The sequence below is a fragment of the Paraburkholderia sp. A1RI-2L genome, from assembly GCF_048957375.1.
Classification (GTDB): domain Bacteria; phylum Pseudomonadota; class Gammaproteobacteria; order Burkholderiales; family Burkholderiaceae; genus Paraburkholderia.
Genome location: NZ_JARBTA010000005.1, coordinates 377,546 through 399,311 on the forward strand (window position 1 = coordinate 377,546; position 21,766 = coordinate 399,311).

Annotated in this window: 18 protein-coding genes; 9 read left to right on the top strand and 9 right to left on the bottom strand. The window is 64.0% G+C overall.

Features of this window, described 5'->3' with window-relative positions; all coding sequences use genetic code 11:
- Nucleotides 1-9 precede the first annotated feature (9 nt).
- Both PWP93_RS34390 and PWP93_RS34395 read right to left on the bottom strand, forming a co-directional pair.
- Nucleotides 10-2,145, bottom strand: coding sequence for a tetratricopeptide repeat protein (locus tag PWP93_RS34390; protein WP_421047996.1), 2,136 nt, complete (start codon nt 2,143-2,145; stop codon nt 10-12).
- Between the two features lie 126 nt (nt 2,146-2,271).
- On the bottom strand, nt 2,272-2,424 hold the full coding sequence (locus PWP93_RS34395) for a hypothetical protein (protein WP_421047997.1): 153 nt from the start codon (nt 2,422-2,424) through the stop codon (nt 2,272-2,274).
- Nucleotides 2,425-2,447: 23 nt separating this feature from the next.
- Here PWP93_RS34395 and PWP93_RS34400 point away from each other — a divergent pair, with 23 nt between their 5' ends.
- Nucleotides 2,448-2,729 (top strand): aldo/keto reductase, encoded by a 282-nt coding sequence (locus PWP93_RS34400; protein ID WP_421025573.1) that lies wholly within the window; start codon nt 2,448-2,450, stop codon nt 2,727-2,729.
- A 109-nt stretch (nt 2,730-2,838) separates the two neighbouring features.
- Here PWP93_RS34400 and PWP93_RS34405 read toward each other — a convergent pair whose 3' ends face one another.
- Entirely contained in the window at nt 2,839-3,891 is a 1,053-nt protein-coding gene (locus PWP93_RS34405; RefSeq protein ID WP_421048083.1) for an alcohol dehydrogenase, read from the bottom strand.
- Between the two features lie 280 nt (nt 3,892-4,171).
- Between PWP93_RS34405 and PWP93_RS34410 the strand changes: the two genes are divergently transcribed.
- The 4 genes from PWP93_RS34410 to PWP93_RS34425 all read left to right on the top strand — a co-directional run bounded on the left by PWP93_RS34410 (nt 4,172) and on the right by PWP93_RS34425 (nt 8,896).
- Complete coding sequence (locus PWP93_RS34410; RefSeq protein ID WP_421047998.1) at nt 4,172-4,588, top strand: MarR family winged helix-turn-helix transcriptional regulator; 417 nt, start codon at nt 4,172-4,174, stop codon at nt 4,586-4,588.
- Between the two features lie 35 nt (nt 4,589-4,623).
- Nucleotides 4,624-4,818 (top strand): hypothetical protein, encoded by a 195-nt coding sequence (locus PWP93_RS34415; RefSeq protein WP_421048091.1) that lies wholly within the window; start codon nt 4,624-4,626, stop codon nt 4,816-4,818.
- A 245-nt stretch (nt 4,819-5,063) separates the two neighbouring features.
- On the top strand, nt 5,064-7,880 hold the full coding sequence (locus PWP93_RS34420) for a glycoside hydrolase family 19 protein (RefSeq protein ID WP_421047999.1): 2,817 nt from the start codon (nt 5,064-5,066) through the stop codon (nt 7,878-7,880).
- On the top strand, nt 7,874-8,896 hold the full coding sequence (locus PWP93_RS34425; RefSeq protein WP_421048000.1) for a hypothetical protein: 1,023 nt from the start codon (nt 7,874-7,876) through the stop codon (nt 8,894-8,896). Before PWP93_RS34420 ends, PWP93_RS34425 begins: the two co-directional genes overlap by 7 nt.
- Nucleotides 8,897-9,070: 174 nt before the next feature.
- Here the strand turns inward: PWP93_RS34425 and zwf are convergent, their stop codons facing one another.
- On the bottom strand, nt 9,071-10,546 hold the full coding sequence (gene zwf, locus PWP93_RS34430; RefSeq protein ID WP_421048001.1) for a glucose-6-phosphate dehydrogenase: 1,476 nt from the start codon (nt 10,544-10,546) through the stop codon (nt 9,071-9,073).
- Between the two features lie 213 nt (nt 10,547-10,759).
- Nucleotides 10,760-12,085 (bottom strand): Nramp family divalent metal transporter, encoded by a 1,326-nt coding sequence (locus PWP93_RS34435; protein ID WP_421048002.1) that lies wholly within the window; start codon nt 12,083-12,085, stop codon nt 10,760-10,762.
- A gap of 318 nt (nt 12,086-12,403) precedes the next feature.
- On the opposite strand from PWP93_RS34435, the gene PWP93_RS34440 reads away from it, so the two are divergent.
- The 3 genes from PWP93_RS34440 (at nt 12,404) to PWP93_RS34450 (ending at nt 15,734) form a co-directional block, all read left to right on the top strand.
- Nucleotides 12,404-13,441, top strand: coding sequence for a beta-propeller fold lactonase family protein (locus PWP93_RS34440; RefSeq protein WP_421048003.1), 1,038 nt, complete (start codon nt 12,404-12,406; stop codon nt 13,439-13,441).
- Nucleotides 13,442-13,459: 18 nt separating this feature from the next.
- Nucleotides 13,460-14,467, top strand: a complete 1,008-nt coding sequence (locus tag PWP93_RS34445) for a sterol desaturase family protein (RefSeq protein WP_421025566.1) — start codon at nt 13,460-13,462, stop codon at nt 14,465-14,467.
- A 139-nt stretch (nt 14,468-14,606) separates the two neighbouring features.
- Nucleotides 14,607-15,734: a 3-deoxy-7-phosphoheptulonate synthase gene (locus PWP93_RS34450; RefSeq protein ID WP_421025565.1), complete on the top strand. Its 1,128-nt coding sequence runs from the start codon at nt 14,607-14,609 to the stop codon at nt 15,732-15,734.
- Nucleotides 15,735-15,829: 95 nt separating this feature from the next.
- On the opposite strand, the gene PWP93_RS34455 is transcribed toward PWP93_RS34450, so the two are convergent.
- From PWP93_RS34455 to PWP93_RS34470, 4 genes are all read right to left on the bottom strand, one after another.
- On the bottom strand, nt 15,830-16,639 hold the full coding sequence (locus PWP93_RS34455; protein ID WP_421048004.1) for a siderophore-interacting protein: 810 nt from the start codon (nt 16,637-16,639) through the stop codon (nt 15,830-15,832).
- A 45-nt stretch (nt 16,640-16,684) separates the two neighbouring features.
- Nucleotides 16,685-17,425, bottom strand: coding sequence for a PadR family transcriptional regulator (locus PWP93_RS34460; protein ID WP_421048005.1), 741 nt, complete (start codon nt 17,423-17,425; stop codon nt 16,685-16,687).
- 324 nt (nt 17,426-17,749) lie between these two features.
- The gene (locus PWP93_RS34465; RefSeq protein WP_421048006.1) at nt 17,750-18,835 is read right to left on the bottom strand and encodes an aldose epimerase family protein; all 1,086 of its coding nucleotides are present in this window, start codon (nt 18,833-18,835) and stop codon (nt 17,750-17,752) included.
- A 40-nt stretch (nt 18,836-18,875) separates the two neighbouring features.
- Nucleotides 18,876-20,114, bottom strand: coding sequence for a XylR family transcriptional regulator (locus PWP93_RS34470; RefSeq protein ID WP_421048007.1), 1,239 nt, complete (start codon nt 20,112-20,114; stop codon nt 18,876-18,878).
- 255 nt (nt 20,115-20,369) lie between these two features.
- Here PWP93_RS34470 and xylA point away from each other — a divergent pair, with 255 nt between their 5' ends.
- The gene (gene xylA / locus PWP93_RS34475) at nt 20,370-21,686 is read left to right on the top strand and encodes a xylose isomerase (RefSeq protein WP_421048008.1); all 1,317 of its coding nucleotides are present in this window, start codon (nt 20,370-20,372) and stop codon (nt 21,684-21,686) included.
- Nucleotides 21,687-21,766 lie beyond the last annotated feature (80 nt).

Consider the following 21,766-nt stretch of genomic DNA (forward strand, 5'->3'; position numbering starts at 1 on the left):
CGGGTGGCGCTACCGGCTGAAGCGCTCCACGCACGCCTGCCGCACGCGCTCGACCGGCGCGTGCCATGTTTCGTCGACGGACTGGCGGAACAGTCGCACCGTCTGCGGATACCACGGCGAATCCTCGCGTGCGTGAAGCCAGCGCCAGTCGACGTCGCGGCGCGGCAGCATCACCCAGCAGGGCGTGCCGAGCGAGGCGGCCAGATGGGCCGTCGAAGTGTCCACGCAGATCAGCAGATCGAGCTGCGAGACGATAGCGGCCGTATCCACGAAATCGGCAATTTCTCCCCCCAGGTGCAGGATCGGCCGCTGCGCTTCGTTCGCCTCTTCCGCTTCGTTTTCTCCCGCGCCTTTTTGCAGGCTCACGAATTTCAGCCCCGGCACGCTCCAGAGCGGCGCGAGCGCCGCGAGCGAGGGAATCGAGCGATGCGTGTCGTTATGGTGCTGCGGATTGCCTTTCCACACGAGCCCGATACGCGGGCCGGCGCCGAGTGTCGCGAGGCGCGCCCCCCATTTGCGTACGAGCCCGGAGTCGAGCGCGAAGCGGGTGGGCGGCGGCGTCGTGTCGAGGGTCGTGGCGAGATGCAGCGGCAGGCTCAGCGGACTCGCCCAGTAGTCGAACCCGGCGGCGCGCGCGACGGCTTCGGCGTGAGTGAGCACGGCGTCGATGCCTTCGACGCCCGCGAGCACGCGATGCAGGGCGTCGACGCAGCCGAACGCCACCCGCGTCGCGCCGCGCGCCTTGACGAGGCGCGCGTAGCGGGCGAACTGGAGCATGTCGCCGAGGCCGTCTTCCTGCCACAGCAGCAGCGATTTGCCGGCCAGCGGCTGGCCTTGCCAATGCGCGCAGCTGAGCATCCCGCGCGAGGCGAAATGCACGAAGCCGGTGTTTTCGTAGCGCCGTTCGTAGAGGCGCCAGCCTTCCTCGTAGCGGCCCATGGCGATGAGCAGCGTGGCGAGGCGAAACACGGCATCGCCGTAAGCCGGTGCGAGTGCAATTGCGCGGCGATATGCGGCTTCGGCTTCTTCCAGCGCGCCCAGCTCCTTCAGGACGCCGCCCAGATTGAAATGGGCTTGCGCGAGATGGGCGTCGCATTCGAGCGCCTGCTGAAGTATCGCGAGCGCTTCGGGCAGACGGCCTAGCGTGCCCAGCATGCAGCCGAGATTGTTGAGCGTTTGCGCGTGCGCCGGGGCGAGCCGCAGGGCCGTGCGCCAGGCCGTTTCGGCTTCGGGGTAGCGTTCGAGCTGTTGCAGCGCGACGCCGAGGTTGTAATGCGCTTCGACATGGTCGGGGCGCAACGCGAGCGCTTGCCGATAAAGCCGCTCGGCTTCGGGCTGGCGCTTGAGTTCCGTGAGCACGCAGCCGAGGTTGTTGAGCGCATCGACATAGTCGGGCCGTATCTGGATCGCGAGGCGGCATGCGAGTTCCGCCTCGACGAGCCGGCCGAGCGACTTGAGCAGCGCGCCGTAGTTGTTCAGCGCCTCGGGGTATTGCGGCTCGGCGAGCAGGGCCTGACGCCAGGCCTCTTCCGCGGCTTCGAGTTGGCCGCGCTCGCGCAGCAGCGTGCCGAGATTGTTGTGCGCGCGCGCATGGCGCGGGTTGTGCTCGAGCGCCGCGCGCCAGGACGCTTCGGCTTCGTCGCGGCGGCCCGCGTCGTGCAGGACCACGCCGAGGTTGTAATGCGCGTCCACGTGCCCCGGCTCGCGCGCGAGCGCCATGCGGCAGGCAAGCTCAGCTTCCTGCGTGCGCCCGAGCCGATGCAGCACGATGCCGAGATTGCTGTGCGCATCCGCGTGATGGGGGGCCACGGCGGTCAGTTGCCGCCAGACCATTTCGGCGGCAGCCCACTGGCCGAGCGCGGTGAGCATCGCGGCCAGGCCGTGCCAGGCATCGACGAACGCGGGCTTTGCGTCGATGCAGCGCTGCCACAGCGCATGCGCGGCATCGGTCTTGCCGGCGCCCAGTGCGCATAGCGCCGCGAGATGGAGCGTGTCGGCGAGATCCGCGTCGTCCGCGCGCGCGCGGTCGCCGACGAGGGGCGCGAGCATGGCGAGCGCTTCGGCGAAGCGGCCTTGCGCGCTCAGTGCGCTCGCTTCCTGCTGGCGGTCGGCGTGGAGGGGCGAGTCGGTGGGCGTCGGGGTCACGGTGGGCTGAGAAACAGAATGGGATGCTCCGAGCTTACGGCAGGCGGTGCGCGGGCAACGGCGCGATTAGAGCGGGACGGACCGGCCTGTTCGGGGAATCGCGTGCTTGCGGCTGCCTGCGGTTGGCTACGATTGCCTGCGGCTGATCGCAATGGCCACCACACACAAGGTCGGCTCGGTGCCTTCCTCCACTACGGCAATGCCGAGTGTGACGGGATAGCGCAGGCCATTGAGCTTGATATCGTCAGCCAGTTCTGCGAGTTCATCGTCACTGTGCATCGGGAACATCGCAAAGCGTGGGCGTGGCCGGGAGGATGTATCACGAGCGCTACTGGCATGCGCGCGAGTTCGAGACCATCGAGACGCTGCGCGGCATCGTCGCGCAGGCCGGGCAGTCGCTCACGACCGCGTCGGTGGCGTGGGTGCTGGCCAATCCGCTCGTGACGTCGGTGCTCATTGGCGCGAGCCGGCCCGAGCAGCTTGACGCGTCGATCGCAGCAGTCGACCTCGCACTCGATCCCGCGCTGAAAACGCAACTCGACGAGGCGAGCGCTGCGTATCGTCTGGGCGATGCCGCGCGCTAAGCCGGCATTGATAATCCATAAATGATTTGCGATCCGAAATAAATCGTGGATGCAGAGAAGGGGCGCTTTGTGCGCCCCTTGCTTCATTACCGCAACGCCCGGACGGCCTTCAGGGTATCAGCACCTGACGCCCCACCACCTTCCCTTGCGCAAGCGCTTCGAGCGCCGCGTTGATTTCGCCGAGTGGCCGACTCGACACCGGTGAGGGCTGCATCTTGCCCTCGCGCATCAGTGCGACCAGCTCGCGCAATTCGGGCAGCGTGCCCACATAGCTGCCCTCGATCTTCAGCGGCCGCATGGGGATGATCGGCAGCGAGAGCGTGATGTCGCCGCCCATCAGCCCGACGATCACCACATGCCCGCCGCGCGTGCACGCATCGAGCGCGAGCTTCACCGTGGGCGTCGCGCCCACGAGGTCGAGCACGGCGCGCGCGCCGCCGCCGGTGGCCTTGACGACCTGCTCGACGGCGTCGGGTGCGCGCGCATCGATGACGGCAAGCGCCCCTTCCTTGAGCGCGGCCTCGCGCTTGGCGGCGTCCACGTCCACCACGATCGCGCCTTTCGCGCCCAGCGCCTTCAGCACCTCGATGGCCATCATGCCGAGCCCGCCCGCACCGATGATCACGACCGGCTCGTCATGAATGCGCGCGCCGAACTTCTTGATTGCCGAGTACGTGGTCACGCCCGCGCATGCGAGCGGCGCGGCCTTCACCGGGTCGAGGCCGCCGAGATCGACCAGATAGCGCGGATGCGGCACGATCACGTAATCGGCAAAGCCGCCGTCGCGCATCACGCCGAGCGACTGCGGCTTCGTGCAGATGTTTTCCTCGCCGCGCAGGCAGGCCACGCATTGCCCGCAGCCGATCCACGGATGCACCACCGCCATCGTACCGGTCTTCACGTCGCCGGCCTCGCGGCCGGCGCTCACCACTTCGCCGCATATTTCATGGCTCATCGTGAGCGGCAGTTTGATGCCGCGGTCGGCGAGCGAGAGCTTCCTGCCGCCGCCCAGGTCGTAGTAGCCCTCCCAGATGTGCAGGTCGGAATGGCAGAGTCCCGCGGCTTTCACGCGCACAAGCACTTCGGTGCCCGTGGGTTGAGGCGTTTCACGCTGCACGAGTTCTAGCGGCTGGCCATGGTGGGTCACGCAATAACAACGCATCTGCATGGATGTCTCCGTTGGAGTGGTGTGAGGCGATGTCGATTGGCTTCCATCATAACGGATCTGCAAATAATTCGTCCGGTCGTTCGATTTTATGGGAAGTCCTTCAGGCGCGCGCAGATGGGCGGTTATACAGTTCGTATAACGTATTAATTGTGAGGTGGGGGGTGCTACGACCGAAGCAGAACATCGCATCGAAAGAATTCGAAAATAGCCTGAATCAGGGACTTATCGTGTCGGATTGATTGCATGGCTAACGATAACCGTTTATCCTGTAGCCATGTTCGATCAGTGTCTTTACTTCAATACGTCGGCGCTCGCGCGACGGCTGGAACGGGAATGGTCCGAGGCCTTCGAGCCTTTTGGCCTGACGCCGCCGCAAGGTTTCATGCTGCGCGCGGTGCTCGAGCGGCCCGGCTCGCTGCAGCGCGAACTCGCGGATCTGCTCTCGATTGCGCGGCCCACGGCCACGCGCGTGCTCGACGGGCTCGAGGCGCGCGGCTACGTGGCGCGCCAGCGCACTGCCGGCGACCAGCGCGAGGTGGCGATCGTGCCTACCGCACAGGCGAGCTCGATACGCGAGGCGCTCAATCACGCGAGCGCGCAGGTCACCGGCCGCATCAAGCGCTCGCTGGGCGGCGAGGCATTCGTGGATACCGTGAGCCGGTTACGCACGGTGCGCGCGACGCTTGGCTGACGCGCCGCGCACATCATGAGTTTGGGAGTTTCAACATGCGGCGCATAGCTGCTTTTTTTGTTTCGACGTGGCTTGCAGCCGCGATTCTGTATCTGGGCCGCCATTCGGTGCCGATGATGGCGCTAAGCGGCGTGCTGGTGTTTGCGGGGCTCGATCTGTGCCGCCCCGACCGCGCGGGCGCGGAGGGCGCACAAGCGCGCGACGATGGCGAGCGGCGCGGGCGTTCGTGACGCACCGGATCTTCCCAGGATGTTCAATCCAACCTCATCGGTAATTGGCGCCAGCATGTCAGCTGCTACCCAAGCCGAGTTCTTTTTGCGGGTTTCCTTGGCCACGTATCAGCGTGCATAACGTCCGAGGGCCGTTCAGTAGTTCACGCTCATCCACAATGAGGTAGAGGCTCGTCAATATTCGGGGGCAGGGACCCGATTACGATGTTGAACCCGGTCGCACTGCGGCCACAGGTTCAAAGTCCATGAGCACGCGCGTTCCTCCTGTACCCACAGCATCGCCAGCACCCGCCTATACGCCGCTGAACTGGGCCTTTCCATTCACGCCGTCCGGCAATGGTGGCGCCACCGACCCGTTGACGTACATGAAGGCGCTGGCGAAGGCCGAGGACGGTTTCTATCCGCTTGGCGTCAGCGGGATATGGCACGGCGGCGTGCACTTCGACCGCAACACCGCCGCGATGCTCAATCAGGATGAAGGCGTGCGCGCCATCGCCGACGGCGAGATCGTGGCCTACCGGCTCGACAGTAAGTATCCCGAACAGATCTGGCGGGACAATCGAAAAGCACTCTACTCCACGGGCTTCGTGCTGATCCGTCACAGGCTGCCGTTGCCGCCGGCGCCTGGTGTTACGGGCAAGCCCGCGTCGGACGAAACGCTGACGTTCTTCAGCCTGTACATGCACCTGATGGACTGGAACAGCTATCAGGCTGCGAAGAAACAACCTGATCCGGCCATACCGCACCTGGAGCCGATGCCGTTCTGGGAAGGCGAGCGCTACTACCGCGTGGGCGACAGGTCGAACGACATGCAAACGCTGCCGAAACCCAAGCCGCCGCAGCCCGTGCCGGTGGACATCGCGAACCGGGACCTGCTTGGCGAATTCATCGATGCGGATTTCGTCGTTCCACCCCAGCCGCCCGTAGTCCAGCCGGTTGACAACACGCCGCCCCCCGTGCCCGTGAAGGGCATCCACATTCGCGACCTGGCGAACGGCAGGGTTATCGGCATCCTGCCCCGTGGCGCTGAACTCCTGCTGTCCGAATCGGACCAGAGACATCCCGGCTGGCGAAAGATCAAGGCGCTCAGAAGCGGCGAGCCGGTCGCCCCGATTGCCGGCCAACGGGTATCGGAGCATGCACGGTGGAGCTGGGTGTATGCGAAGGAACTCGATGCGGTTCTCGATCCGAAACCACTCGATACGGTGGTGGTGCTGAAACAGCCGTATCCCGTGAAGGCCGGCGACGTGGTGGGCCAGATGGGCCACTACGTGCGCTACACGGAAGCGAAGCTGCTGCCGCCGAAGCCGACCCGGCCGCTGCTGCATCTCGAAGTATTCGCGGGCCCGGAATTGCCGGCGTTCATCGAAAAGAGCCGCGCACGCGCAAAAGCGTTGCCGGCGGCGAAGACGTTTCTGGAGATTTCGCCCGGTGCGCGGTTCGTCATGGAGATCCCCGAGCCGGACCGGACGCTGCCCCAGAGCGCAGGTGGCCTGAAGCTCATGCCGGTGGGCAAGGCGGAGGGTTCGCGATGGGTCAGGGTCCAGCCGAAGACGGTGACGATGCCCGCCCGTGGAGGACACCGGGGCCAGCGCCCAACCCCGACGCTGACGAACGCCGGTTCCCCGGTGTGGGTGGAAGCCCAACTCGCGAACACAACGGCAACCGGCATCGTAAAGGGATGGTCGGATTTCCCGCTGAATATCTCCAATGCGAAAGGCCCAGGCGCGGACTTCCGCGACGTATTCCGGCGCACCGATCTGGACCGGCTGGGCGCGGGCAATGTCGCCGTCGACGACAAGGGGCTGCGCTGGTGGAACATCACGATCGGGACGAAGGATGGCTCAACCCTGCAAGGCTGGGTGTGCGAGGCACATCATCCGCTCGCGCGCCTGTGTGGCCCGTGGGACTGGCCGGGGTTCGAACTCATCGACAACATCAGCTTCAGACCGGTCGACCTGTTCAAACGGCACCTCCATGTCACGGACCAGTATCTGGCCGACGAGGACAAGACGGCGTTCGAGCCGAGCGCGCTGAAGGTGAATGCCGGCGATCTGATCGTCAAGCTGGAGAAGGCGATTGATACGAACCACGACGGCAAGGTGACGGCGTACGAGTTGCAGCAGGCGCGGGAAACCCCGTGGATGGCCGAGGCGATCACGCATCTGGTGGTGCGCTCGGAAACCGAATGGGGCGGCGGGATGGGCAAGTGGGAAGAGATGTCGCCGCTGATGAAGAATCTGCTGTGGCTGTGGCAGTCCGAGATAGAGCGGATCGGCAAGCTGCAGTGGTGGGAGCAGGTGACTTCCGTCGAGGGATTTCCGCAAGAGCCGACGCCGTGGCATTTTCATCCGGTGGGGGTGGTGGGGAATTTTGTGTGTAACTGCAATTGCATCAATATCGATGCGTTTTTGCAGGCCTACGAGGCTCAACATACCTCGTTTGAATCGGGTACGCATCCGCTGGATGCTACGTCGAAAGAACATCTGAGAATCCTCATTCAGGGCATCCTTGATTACTACAAAAAATACCAGAGTGGCAAATGCAACATTCCTTACATTGCCTATATGCTGGCTACCGCTCGACTTGAAACAAAGAAATACCACAAAGACCTGAAGATGTTCATTTACTTCGAACCTACATCTGAGAGCGGGGCGGTGCACTATTTCGATAAATATGATCCGGTCCTGGCGGACACCGAAAAGCGCAGGGAAAGAGCAGTGAGCAACGGCAATACGGAACAAGGTGATGGTTACAAATACCGTGGCCGAGGATATGTTCAGGTTACATGGAAGAACTCATATCGGGCCGTTGGAAAAAGGGTGGATGTCGACTTGGTCAACAATCCCGATCGTATGCAAGAGCCAGCCATCGCAGCCTGGGCAACCGTATACGGTATGGAAACGGGGCTTTTCACCGGTAGGAAGTTGTCTGACTACGTGAGCGACGAAAAGCAGGATTACTACAACGCAAGGAAAATCATCAACGGCCACGATCAAGCAGAAACGATTGCAGATTTTGCTGTTCGATTCAAAAAAATACTCGAGTCAACGAAATGCTGAGAAGCTTGGTAGTTATATTGATGATGGTCGTCACGTCCGGGTTGGTTTCGGCAGAAACACTTGTCGTTGATATCGGCCATGATGGTCACGCCGATAAGGCGATCGTGTCTCAGCAGGGGCATGCGGGCACGGTGGCGATTTATGAAGACGCGAAGCTGGTGGGGAAATTCGATAATTTGATTGTCGACCAGCCTGCGCTGTCTTCAAACGTGATCACCCTGACGGGTGGTGGTCTGGCCATCGAAATAGATTCAGACGGGTCGCGAAACAAATTTCACATGATTGCGCCTATCAGAAAAGCTGACGGACGTTTTTACGTTGATTGCATATATAAATCCATATATGACTCCGTAGACGAAACGATATCCGTTGGGACTTCCTGCGCAAAGCTGGAGCTGGGCAAGTTGGATGTCTCCTCGGCCATCAACGACAACGGATTAAAGCACTATGGTGCAGATCATGTGTGGCTGAAAGAAATCCCTGCTGCAACTTGCTCGAACGCGGTTGGGTTTGAGTACAGCAACTATCGAATCGCCAGATGTGCTGCAGATGGTGCGTCCGACACGCGGAAGCAAAAGATTGTGGCTTATGACAAGCAGGGCAAGACACTGTTTTCCGTCGCTGGCTATGAACTGATTCCTGGAGCAGATGGCAAGCGCTTCTTGCTGACTGGCGACCTGCAGGCGAAAACAGTAGTGTTTGAAGGAAATTTTGACTGCTTCGCTCAAGATACAATTCCTACTAGTGATATTTCCGGTAAGGCACGGGTGGCTCACAGGCTCAACATCAATTTCACGCTGGGCAGCGTTGGTGGCTGTCTGATCGGCCACTACTCATATGCAGGAAGGGGCGAAGATATTGTTCTCAGGGGATTAAAGCGGGACGGTCTGACCTATTTGCTGGAATTGGGTGCGAACAACGTTTCGACCGGGATGTTTGTGCTTGATAGATTGGACAGCGGCGCCCGCGGCGGATGGATTAGCGTCCCCCCAAGGCGTTATTTTCCCGTCGATTGAGTCCGGACTGCTGCGTCAATTCAGGTCGCGATGGCAAGCACTGTATTTGATCCGAAGGAGGTATATCGTGCCCCAACTCGACATGCCTGAACCGCCTCACACGATTCCATCCTCGAAAAAGCTATAGGATTTCGTTCGCGAATCAGCGGAACAGGACTCTCTCTCAAAACAAACTCAAGCCTCCTCAGCCCACGACATCCCCTCGCGCGCCAGCAGCGCCGACGAAGCCGCCGGCCCGAAAGTCCCCGCGGTATAAATGCGCGGACGGTCGTTGAGCTCCTTCCAGCCATCGAGAATCGGCTCCACCCAGCTCCAGGCGGCTTCCAGTTCGTCGCGGCGCATGAAGTGCGTGAGGCGCCCGCGAATCACGTCGACGAGCAGGCGCTCATAGGCTTCCGCGCGGCGCTCGGGAATGGCCTGCTGCAAATCCAGATTCAGGCTCACCGGCAGCATGTTCATGCCGCTGCCCGGCTCTTTCGCGAGCATCTGCAACTGGATTGACTCCTCGGGCTGAAGCTGGATCACGAGGCGGTTGCCGTAGTTGCGCGGCCCGCTCGGGAAGATCGAGAAGGGCAGGTCGGCGAATTCGATCACGATCTCCGACTGGCGCTTTTGCATGCGCTTGCCGGTGCGCAGGAAGAACGGCACGTTGGCCCAGCGCCAGTTGTTGATGTGCGCGCGCAGCGCCACGAAGGTTTCCGCCTTGCTGCCCGCCGGCACGTTGTCTTCCTCGAGGTAGCCGATTACCGGCTGGCCGTCCACGGCGCCCGCCGCGTACTGGCCGCGCACCGTGTCGCGCGCAATGTCGGCCACCGACATCGGCCGCAGCGAGCGCAGCACCTTGAGCTTTTCGTCGCGCACGGCGTCCGGGTCGAGCGAGACGGGCGGCTCCATCGCCACGATGCACAGCAGTTGCAGCAGGTGGTTCTGCACCATGTCACGCAGCGCGCCGGTGTGGTCGTAGAAGCCCGCGCGGCTGCCCACGCCCACCGTTTCCGCCACCGTGATCTGCACGCTGCGGATATACGGCGCTTGCCACAGCGGCCCGAAGATCGGGTTGCCGAAGCGCAGCACCATCAGGTTCTGCACCGTTTCCTTGCCCAGATAGTGGTCGATCCGGTAGATCTGCGACTCCGCGAAGTGGCGGCCCACCGAGGCATTGATCTCCTTGGCCGAAGCGAGATCGTGGCCGAGCGGTTTCTCCAGCACGACGCGCGAATGCTTGTCGAGCAGATGCGCGCTCGAGAGGTTGTCGCAGATCGTCGTGAACAGCTCGGGCGACGTCGAGAGATAGAGCACGCGTAGCGCGTGCTTGCGCGAGGCCTCGGCGAGGCGTTCGTAATCGCCGGGTGCGTTCACGTCGATGATCACATACTGGAACAGATCCAGGTAGCGGACCCAGGCCTGTTCATCGAATGCCTTGGCGTCGATGAACGGGCGCGACTGTTCTTCCATGAACGCGCGGTAATCGTCGATGCTCCAGTTCTTGCGGCCCACGGCGATGATGCGCGTGTCGGGCGGCAGGTTGCCGTGCAGGTGCGCCATGTAGAGCGCGGGGAGCAGTTTGCGCGCGGCCAGGTCGCCTCCGCCGCCGAAGATGATCATGTCGACAGGCAGTTCGGGCGCGGCGTGGGCAGGCTGATTCGTCATGGCGGGTCGCTCGGTTGTGGCGCGGTGAAAAAGGCTAATGTTGCATGGTTTCGCGCGAGTTTGCACGTTCGATGCGGACTTTTGCGCAAGCATTGGCAGACCGACCGCGCGGTCGGCGAACGATGGTTCGCGCACGCACGTGCAATGCCTGCTTGATGCATTGCTTCACGCGAGGCTTCACATGATGCATTACGCGTTGCTTCACGCGTATCGTCACGCGAGCCCCGGCACCTTCATGCCGAAGGTCTGCGCCAGCAGCAGCGCATTGAGCGCGAGCACGGCCGCCGCGCCTAGCACCGCGAGCCACGCGAGCGCCGGGCCGCTGCGCCAGACGCCCATGATGTCGCGCCGGCTCGTGAACCAGACCAGCGCGGCCATCGGAAACGGCAGCGCGAAACTCAGCACCACCTGGCTCGCGACGAGCGCCTCGGTGGCGTTCACGCCGAGGCCCACCGCCGCGAAGCTCGGCGCCATCGTCACCACGCGGCGCAGCCACAGCGGAATCTGGAAGCCCACGAAACCCTGCATGATCATCTGGCCCGCGAGGGTGCCCACCACCGAGCTCGACAGACCCGAGGCGATCAGCGAAACGAGAAAAATGCTGGCCGCCGCCATGCCGAAGAGCGGCGCGAGCGTGTGCCAGGCGGTGCCGATTTCGGCGACGTCGGCGTGGCCCAGGTGGAAGGCCGCCGCCGCCATGATGACCATCGCCATGTTGATGAGCCCGGCAAACGACAGCGCGATCGCGACCTCGATGTTCGAGAAGCGCAACAGGCGCGTGCATTGGTGCGCGTTGCGCGGGCGCACGCGCGCCTGGGTGAGCCCGGAGTGCAGAAACAGCGCATGCGGCATGACCGTCGCGCCCACGATGCCCACGGCAATCGTCACGGCCTGCGCGTCGGGCAGGCGTGGCGCGGCCAGATGTCCGAACACGCCGCGCCAGTCGACGGGCGCGATGAACAGCTCCAGCAGATAGCACAGGCCGATCACGCCCACGAGCGCGCCGATCACGAGTTCGAGCGGCCGAAAGCCCGCGCGCTCGAAGAGCAGCAGGCCGTAGGTGAGGAGCGCGGTGACGGCCATGCCTGCGATGAGCGGCAGATGCAGCAGGAGCGCGAGCCCGATCGCGCCGCCGAGGAATTCGGCGAGATCGGTGGCCATGGCGGCGATCTCGCTCACGATCCACATGAGCCAGACGAGCGGCGCGGGCAGGTGCGCGCGGCACAGTTGCGCGAGATTGCAGCCGGTGACGATGCCGAGCTTCGCGGAGAGCGCCTGGAACAGCATGGCGACGAGATTCGCAAGCAGCACGACCCACAGCAGCGCATACCCGTAGCGCGCGCCAGCCTGGATATTGGTCGCGAAGTTGCCCGGGTCCATGTAGGCCACCGAGACGATCACGGCCGGCCCCGCGAGCGGCAGCAGCAGCGCGGCGCCGCGCCGGCGGCCGTCGAGCGCCTCGCGCACCTTGCGCGCCGTGCGATCGGAGAGTCCGCCCGGCGGCTCATGCAGGCTGTCTTCGCGGGTGCGATGGAGCATGAACACCTCGTCGAGAGTAATGGGCCCGTCGTTCAGGGGCCAAAACACCGCCCAAAGCAACGGGCGGCCGATGAAAAGCCCTTAAAAAAAACCGTTGCGCGGCCCGCGCGCGTCATCGCAAAACCACCCTGGTGCGTTAAGGTAATGTCGTGTGCGCCGGTTTCGCTGCACGCTGGTTTGTGTGGATTCCTGGGTGGATTCGATCGGGATTTCAACTGGCTTTCGCCCGCTTTGCGGCGCGCCAGCATCTATCTCAGCACAAACCGGCGCCGCGCGTGCTTTCACCGGTTTATTCCCGCCGGCTTACTTCCTTACGAAATGCCCCACTTCCCGATTTTTACCCCTACCAGGAACCGCCTTGCAGCGGCGGTGTTCCTTGGCTCGCTCGCCTTCAGCGCACTCGCCCATGCAGGCGGGAATCCGAACACAAGCAGCAACGACAAGGTCATCGTGCTCGACTCGGGCGAAGCGAAGCTCTCGCTCATCGACCAGAATAGCCGCAGCGTGGTGGGCACCGAGCCCACCGGCAAGGAGCCGCATCACCTGATGATCACGCCCGATGGCCAGTCGCTCATCGTGGCCGATTCGGTCTCGAACGACCTGATGTTCCTCGACCCGCACACCGGCAGGGTGCAGCGCCGCGTGGAGGGCATCGAAGACCCGTATCAGCTCGGCTTCTCGCCCGATCACAAATGGTTCGTCACGGCGGGCCTGCGTCTGGACCGCGTCGACATCTACGGCTACAACGGCCATGACGTCTCGCTCGTGAAGCGCATTCCGCTTGGGAAGACGCCCAGCCACATCAACTTCACCGCGGATAGCCGACTCGCGTTCGTGACGCTGCAGGACACCGGCGAAGTGGCCGCGATCGACCTGGCCACCCAGAGCGTGCTGTGGAAGCTGCCCGTGGGCAAGACACCCGCCGGCCTGTGGATGACGCCCGGCGACAAGTACCTGCTGGTCGGCATGACGGGCGAGGACGATGTGGCCGTGGTGGACTGGCGCAACCGCACGGTCGTGAAGCGCATCCAGACCGGGCGCGGCGCGCACAACTTCCGCAATCTCGACGACGGCAAGCACGTGGCCGTGTCGAATCGCGTGGAAAGCACCATCAGCATTCTCGACTACACCACGCTCACCAAGGTCGCCGACATCACGGGCCTGCGTCCCGGCCCCGACGACATGCAACTGTCCGCCGACAAGCGTTACCTGTGGGTCACGTTCCGCTTCGCGCGCCACGTGGGCATCATCGACCTCACGACGAACAAGCTGATCGACACGATTCCCGTGGGCCGCTCGCCGCACGGCATCTACTTCGCGAACAGCGCGCCCGTGTACGCGCCGAACCCGGATTGACGAGCGAGGCCTCCCGAGATGCTTGATACGCTGCTGGCGCAAGCCGACAACCTCGTGTCGACGCTGCAGACGCTCGTGTTCGTGGACGTGGTGCAGCCGCTCTTCTACAAGGTTGGCTTGATGGGCTACGACGAGGACACCTACGACGCGCTCTACTGGGTGATCGTGGGCGTGCTGCAGATCTGCGCGTCGTACCTGCTGCTGCGTCCGCTCGAAGCGCTGCGCCCGGCGGAGGCGTGGGGCGACCGCAAGGCGCTGCGCGCCGACGTCTGGTACACGTGGATCGCCAAGCTCGGCATCCTGAACATCGCATTCTTCTTCATGCTCACGCCGCTGTTCAATCACTGGCAGAGCCTGATGGCGATCCACAACGTGCCGAACATCGAAGTGGACAGCCTTTGGCCCGGCGTGACCGACAAGCCGTTCGTGTCGTTCCTGATCTACCTGGTCGTGCTCGATTTCGCGGGCTACTGGTATCACCGCGGGCAGCATCGCGTCGGCGTGTGGTGGGAACTGCACGCGGTGCACCACAGCCAGCAGCAGATGTCGCTCTGGTGCGACGATCGCAATCATTTCATCGACGATATCGCGCAGGCCGCGTACTTCGCGGGCATTTCGTTGTTCATCGGCGTGCCGCCCGCGCAGTTCGTCGTGCTCATCGCCGTGAGCAACTTCCTGCAAAGCGTGCAGCACGTGAACGCGCGGCTCGAATTCGGCTGGCTGCTCGAGCGCGTGCTCGTGAGCCCGGCGTTTCATCGGCGTCATCACGCGATTGGCTACGGCCACGAAGGCACGCGCTATGGCTGCAATTTTGGCGTGCTGTTTCCGTGGTGGGACATGATGTTCCGCACCGCCTCGTGGAACAAGGCGCTGGAGCCTACCGGCATTCGCGAGCAGTTGCCCGCGCCGCAAGGGCGTGGCGTGAACTACGGCGAAGGGCTGATCGCCCAGCAGTGGCTCGCGCTCGTGCGCATCGCGCGGCGGCTGGCGGGCAAGGGCTATCCGGTGGGCGGGCAGGCTCATTGACGCCGTGCCGGACCGCCCGGCCCGGCGCTTTCACATCAGGATTCCAGCGCAGGATTCCAGCGGTTCGCGCGGCCAGTGCGATAATCGCGGCTTGCCCTTCGCGCGGCGGCTGCGCCGTGTACCCATGCTGGAGAAAATCTTGAGCCGTATCGACAATCCGCAGCACGACCAGGAAGTCGGTTTCGCCGACGCCACCGAAGATTCCACCCGCATCGACGACGTGCGCATCGGCGCGGTGCGTCCGCTCATCTCGCCCGCACTGCTGCTCGACGAACTGCCGGTGCCGCAGGCCACGCAGACGCTCGTGGAAACGAGCCGCGCGCAGATCGGCGAGGTGCTCGCGCAGCGCGACGACCGCGTGGTGGTGGTGGTCGGGCCGTGCTCGATCCACGACCACGACCAGGCCATCGAGTACGCGAAGCTGCTCAAGGCAGAAGCCGACCGGCTCAAGGACGATCTGCTCGTGGTCATGCGCGTGTACTTCGAAAAGCCGCGCACGACCGTGGGCTGGAAGGGCTATATCAACGATCCGCGCCTCGACGGCAGCTTCCGCATCAACGAGGGCTTGCGCGCCGCGCGCCAGTTGCTGCTCGACATCAACGCGCTCGGGCTGCCCACCGGCACCGAATTCCTCGACCTGCTGAGCCCGCAGTACATTGCCGATCTCGTGGCATGGGGCGCGATTGGCGCGCGCACGACGGAAAGCCAGAGCCACCGGCAACTGGCCTCGGGGTTGTCGTGCCCGATCGGCTTCAAGAACGGCACGGACGGCGGCGTGCAGATTGCGGCGGACGCCATCGTCGCGGCGCGCGCGAGCCACGCGTTCATGGGCATGACGAAAATGGGCATGGCCGCGATCTTCGAGACCCGCGGCAACAACGACTGCCACGTGATTCTGCGCGGCGGCAAGAGCGGGCCGAACTACGACGCGGCATCGGTGGCGGCGTGCGCGGCGGCGCTCGCGAAGGCCGGGCTGCGCGAGCAGGTCATGATCGATTGCTCGCACGCGAATTCGAGCAAGCAGCACCAGCGCCAGATCGAGGTGGCGCGCGATATCGGCGCGCAGCTGGCGGGCGGCGAATCGCGCATCGTGGGCGTGATGATCGAGAGCCATCTGGAAGAGGGGCGTCAGGACCTCGAGCCGGGCGTGCCGCTCAAGCGCGGCGTGTCGATTACCGATGCATGCATTAGCTGGGCGCAGACGCAGCCGGTACTGGAGTCGCTCGCGCAGGCGGTGAGGGCGCGCAGGGAGAAGCGGGCGGGGTGAGCCTGCGAGAGTTTTGTTTCAGCGGGCTTGAATGAGCGACGCGCGGCGGACCGGGAGGTTCGCCGCGCGTTGTCGTTCTGGGCGCCGGCAAGCACTCAATCTTCGATCGCTTCATGCGTCGCCTGCGCCCCGCGCCGCCAGTACGCCGACGCGCGAATGCGCTTCTTGTCGACCCCGCGTTCGTTGCACAGATGCGCGCGCACGGCGCGAATCTCCGAGGCTTCGCCAGCGGCCCATACATAGCCGTCGCCAGGCGGCAGCCAGACTTCGCTCACGGCGTCGACGAGCGGCTGATCCGATTCGGATTCCTCGCGATAACACCAGACCACATAGAGGTCGGCTTCGGTCGGCAGCGCGATGCGCGCCGCGCGGTTCGCCACCTCCACGACCGCCGCCACCCGCGCGCCGGCGGGCAGTTCGGTCAGGCGGCGCTGAATTGCCGGCAGCGCCGTTTCATCGCCAATCAAAAGATGCCAGTCGTAGCCCGTGGGGATCACCATCGAGCCGCGCGGGCCGCCCACGCCCAGGAACTGGCCGGGCTGCGCCTGTGCCGCCCATGCCGTGGCCGGGCCGGCGTCGTGCAGCGCGAATTCGAGGTCGAGCTCGCCAGCCGCGATATCGAAGCGGCGTGGCGTGTAATCGCGCGCGGCGGGGCGCTCGACGCCTTCGGGAAAGGCGATGCCGTCGGGTCCGAGATGCGGCAGCACGGGCTTCTCCGCGCCCGCGGGCGGGAAAAATACCTTCAGGTGATCGTCGAACGACGCCGACAAGAAGTCGCTCAGGTCGCCGGTGAGCGTCACGCGCACCAGCGCGGGTGAAAGCGCTGTGACGCGCGCGACGCGCAGCAGGCGAAACTTCAACGGATGTCGAACGCGGACGACTTCAAGGGGGCTCGGGTTTTGCATCAATGACTCCGATAAGGCGATGGGGTGACGGGCGATGAGCTGGGCTCAAGCGTCGCCGCCTTTCTCGCCGTTTTCGATTTCGCGGGTGGCGCGCGCGAGGATGGCAGCGATGCGGCGCTGCTCGTCGGGCGAGACGTCCGTGCGGCGCAGCAGGGCGCGCTTGAGCGCGCGGCGCGCTTCGATCAGTTCGCGCACCCAGCCGGTGCCTTCAGCGGGATCTTCGCCCGCGAGCGCGCGGCGCATGACTTCCATCTTGCGGCCGAAATGCGTGAGCTTCGCGAGGATCAGGTCGGCGCGGTCGCGATTGGCGTCCAGATGCGCGCGGCCCTCTTTGGATAGTTCGTAACGCTTACGATTGCCTTCGAGCGCGACGCTGACGTAACCAAGTTCTTCGAGGTAGGTGAGCGCCGGGTAAACCATGCCGGGGCTCGGGCTGTAGAAGCCGTTCGAGCGCGCGTCGAGCGCCTTGATGAGTTCATAGCCGTGGCTCGGGCGCTCGGCGAGCAGCACGAGCAGCATCAACTGCAAATCTTCGGAGGTGAACTTGCGGGCGCGTCCCAAACCGTCGCCATTTTCTCCGAAGCCGCCGAAACCGCGGCCGAAGCCTTCGCCAAAATCACCGGGGCCGCCGCCGCGATGGCGGCCCATGGCGTGGCGCAGCGCATGCATGGGGTGGCGCATGGCGAAGCGAACGCCGAGGCGATCATCGTCTGCGAAAGGGTCGAAGCAGGCGTGGCCGGCGGCGCCTTGGCGCCAAAAATAGCCAATAGCGTGATGGTGGCGCATGAGGCCTCCTTCTCTGAGTATCTTAAAACATGTCGTAAGATATATATCTTACGAGTGTTTGTCAAAGAAAATTTCGCGGCACGAGTCCGAACCTTCCGCGCGACACGGACGCAACGCCGCACCCTGTCATATGCGGCATTCCGTTCCCCGACAAATCGCTGTCGGGTTCGGTGCAAACGGGTTTGCCTGCTGAGCTTGGATGGTGCCGCCACAGAGTCCGGTACGTTTGCGACGAGGCACGGAACTCGCGGGGTCATGTCGTGAACCGTATTCGCGCGCCGATGATCAACGAGGCATTCCTGGTGCCCGCGCCTGCATTCCATTTCAGGCGCGCACGCCCACCCTGTATCGCGTGACCTGGCGGTAGGTGCCGCCAGGGCGCAACACCACTTCATCGCGTTCCGGTGCGCCCATATTGATCTGGTTCGGGAGCGCGCCCGCTTCCAGGCACAGGCCCGCGTGGCGGACGCACGGCGTGCCGTGGCGCCCCGGCTGGCCTTCCAGATAATTTCCCGTATAGCACTGCAGGCCGCGCTGGTCGGTCGCAACCGTGAGCTCTCGTCCGCTGCCTGGCTCGTAGAGGCTCGCCACGGTGCGCATGGCCGGTGCGTGGCCTGCCTGGGCGGCATCGCGCAGAACGTAGCAATGGTCGAAGCCGCCCGCGCGCGCAAGCTGCTCGTGCGGCCAGTCGAGCCGCGCCCCCAGCGGTGCGCCATGGCGGAAGTCGAAGGCGCTGCCGCGGACTTCCGCCACGCGGATGGGGATCAACATGGGATCGACTTCCAGATAGGCGTCGGCATCGATCGTGAGGATGTGGCCGCGAATGTCCGAGCCCGGCTCGCCGCCGAGGTTGAAATAGCCGTGGCTCGTCAAGCTGAGTGGCGTGGGCGCGTCGGTTACGGCTTCGTACTCGATCGTGAGCGTGCCGTCGTCGTCGAGCGTATAGCGCACCTGCACGTTCACATTGCCGGGAAAGCCGCCGTCGCCTTCGGGCGACTCGAGCCGCAACAGCAGGGCGCCGCGCTCGTCCGCGACTTGCCACAGCGCCCGGTGAAAGCCGTTTGCGCCGCCGTGCAATAAATTGCCGTTCTCGTTGCGATCGAGTGCGTAATCGATCCCATCGAGCGTGAAGCGCGCGCCGGCAATGCGGTTGGCCCAGCGGCCCACCAGGCCGCCCATGTAGGTGGTGGCCGCGTGGTACTCCGCCGGAGTGTCGTGCCCTAGCAGGATATCGGCAAGCTGCCCTGCGCGGTCGGGCGCATACCAGCTAACCAGCGTGGCGCCCAGGTCGCTGATCGTCACCTTCATATCCTGCGCATTTCGCAGTGTGTAGAGTCGGCAGGCATCGCCGCCGGGTAGCGCGCCCCACGGTTCGGAGTTCAGTTGGCTCATTGGAAGAGGGCTGTTCATGAGGCGTGAGTCGTGAAAGTCGAATCGGCCGAAAGCCGGATCAGGAAGTTGAAGTGCATGCGGCGCGCGTGGCAGAAGACGCAGGGGGCGACGGTGGCTTCACGCTGTCCTGGTATTCGCGCGGCGTGCAGTCCAGTTCGCGCCGGAACACCGCATACATGTACTGGAGCGACGTGAATCCGCAACGGATGGCCACTTCCGCACTCGACGCGTCGTGGCTCGCGAGCATTGCCTTCGCGGCATCGAGCTTGTGCCGCAGGATTTCCTGGTGGACCGTGCAATGCAACTCGCGCCGGAAATATTCTTCCAGCGACGAACGCGAAACGCCTACGTAGTCGGCCACCTGCTCGGTCTTGATACCCTGGCACGCGTACTGGCGGATGAAGTGTCTTGCACGCATGACGTGCGGGCTCGACAGGGGTTTATGTTTCGTCGATTCCAGCACATTGATGCCGACGGGCGGCACCAGAATGCGCCGTCCCGGAAAACGTGCACCGCCCAGCATTTGATGCAGCAGGTGCGCCGCCGTTTTGCCCATTTCCGCCGTGCCCTGAATCACCGAGGAAAGCGGGATGCGCGCGAGCGTGCGTGTGAGCGGGTCGTTATCGATGCCGATGATCGCGACCTGCTCCGGCACGGCAATGCCGTGCATCAGACAGGCTTGCAGCAGATGCCGCGCGCGAGCGTCGGTCACCGCGATCACGCCAACGGGCTTTGGCAACGCATGGAGCCACGCGCTCAACTGCTCGATTGCCTGGTTCCATGACGGTGCACTCGTGGCGAGGCCGCGATAGATCGGCGCGTCCATCTCTTCGGCATGCGCGAGCGCCTGGAAGGCCCGCTCGCGCTCCTGCGCCCAGCGGTTCTCCAGTGCGGCGGGCAGGCTGTACATCGCGAGATGTGGCAGCCCCGCGCCGATCAGGTGCGTCCAGGCGAGCGAGACCAGCTTTCTGTTGTCGGTGGCGATATAGGGCAGCGCGGTGGGGTACTGGGCCGGGTCTTCGTACGACGAGCCGACCGCCACCACCGGAAGCGGTGAACCCCGCAGGGCTTCGGCGACGGCGGGGTCGTCGAAATCAGCGATGATGCCATCGCCTTCGAAACGCTCGATGCCCGCGAGCCGGCAGCGGAAATCCTCTTCGAGAAAGAGGTCCCAGGCGACGCGCGTCGAGCGCAGATAGTGGCCAATGCCCGCGATGATCTCGCGGTCGTACACCTTGTTCGCATTGAAGAGCAGCGCGATGCGGTGCGATGTCTGGGAAGCGGTGGCGCGGGTCATGGCATGCCGTACGGGTTCCTTTTAAGCGTCTGGCTATTCTAGGCCGAGTGCGAGCCGCACGCCCGCGCCGGCGAGGGGGCTGGCAGGAAACGTTATCCGCCTCGCGAAATTTCGTAATTGCCGCCCTTCGCCCCCGGCGGGCAGTATGAGGCCACATCGACGGGCGCTTGCCGCTGCGCCGCAACATAACCGCCCTGCATGGGAGCGGAGCGCAAAGCGCTGAAGCGCTCGCTGTGCATCGACCAAGGAGACGACATGTCGTATTTCGAAGCTATTCCGCCGATTCGCTATGAGGGTCCGCAATCGGACAATCCACTTGCTTATCGTCACTACGATCGCACGAAGAAGGTGCTCGGCAAGACGCTGGAGAACCATCTGCGCATTGCCGTGTGCTACTGGCATACGCTGGTGTGGCCGGGCGTCGACATCTTCGGCCAGGGCACCTTTCACCGGCCGTGGCAGCAGCCTGGCGAAGCAATGGAGCGGGCGCGCCAGAAGGCCGATGCTGCGTTCGAGTTCTTCACGAAGCTCCATGTGCCGTTCTACACATTCCACGACACCGACGTCGCTCCCGAGGGCCGTGACCTGAAGGACTACAAGGAGAACTTCGCGCGCATGGTGGATTACCTCGGCGAAAAGCAGCAGGCGAGCGGCATGAAGCTGTTGTGGGGTACGGCCAATCTGTTCTCGCATCCGCGTTACGCGGGCGGCGCGGCCACCAGTCCGAATCCCGAAATCTTTGCCTATGCAGCGACCCAGGTATGTCATGCGCTGGATGCCACGCAAAAGCTCGGCGGCGAAAACTACGTGCTCTGGGGCGGCCGTGAAGGCTACGACACGCTGTTGAACACCGATCTCGTGCGCGAGCGCGAGCAGTTCGCGCGTTTTCTCGCGATGGTGGTCGAGCACAAGGAGCGCATCGGCTTCAAGGGCACGCTGCTGATCGAGCCGAAGCCGCAGGAGCCCACCAAGCACCAGTACGATTACGACGTCGCAACGGTTCATGGATTCCTGACGCAATACGGACTGCAGAACGAAATTCGCGTCAACATCGAGGCGAATCATGCCACGCTCGCGGGGCATTCGTTCCATCATGAGATTGCGATGGCGCACGCGCTGGGCGTGTTCGGCAGCGTGGACGCCAACCGCGGAGATCCTCAAAACGGCTGGGACACCGATCAGTTTCCGAATAGCGTGGAGGAGCTAACGCTGGCGTTTTACGAGATCTTGCGGCACGGGGGCTTCACCACCGGCGGCATGAACTTCGACGCGAAGGTGCGGCGTCAAAGCGTGGACCCTGAAGACCTGTTTTACGGTCACGTTGGTGCGATAGATGTGCTCGCCCTCGCGCTCGAGCGGGCGGCGGTACTGGTGGAGAACGATCGTCTCCAGCAGTTCAAGCAGCAGCGCTACGCGGGCTGGGACACTGAGTTCGGCCGCAAGATTCTTGCCGGCGGTTATGCGCTTTCGTCGCTGGCCGCGGATGCCGCCGCTCGTGGCCTCAATCCACAGCATGCGAGCGGCCAGCAGGAGCGCCTCGAAAACGTCGTCAACCAGGCGATATACGGCTAACGCTGAGCGCGCAGCAAGACAATGCCGATGCTGCGGGCGCGTAGCAGCGCGCAAGCACCGGCATGCACAAGAAAGGATGG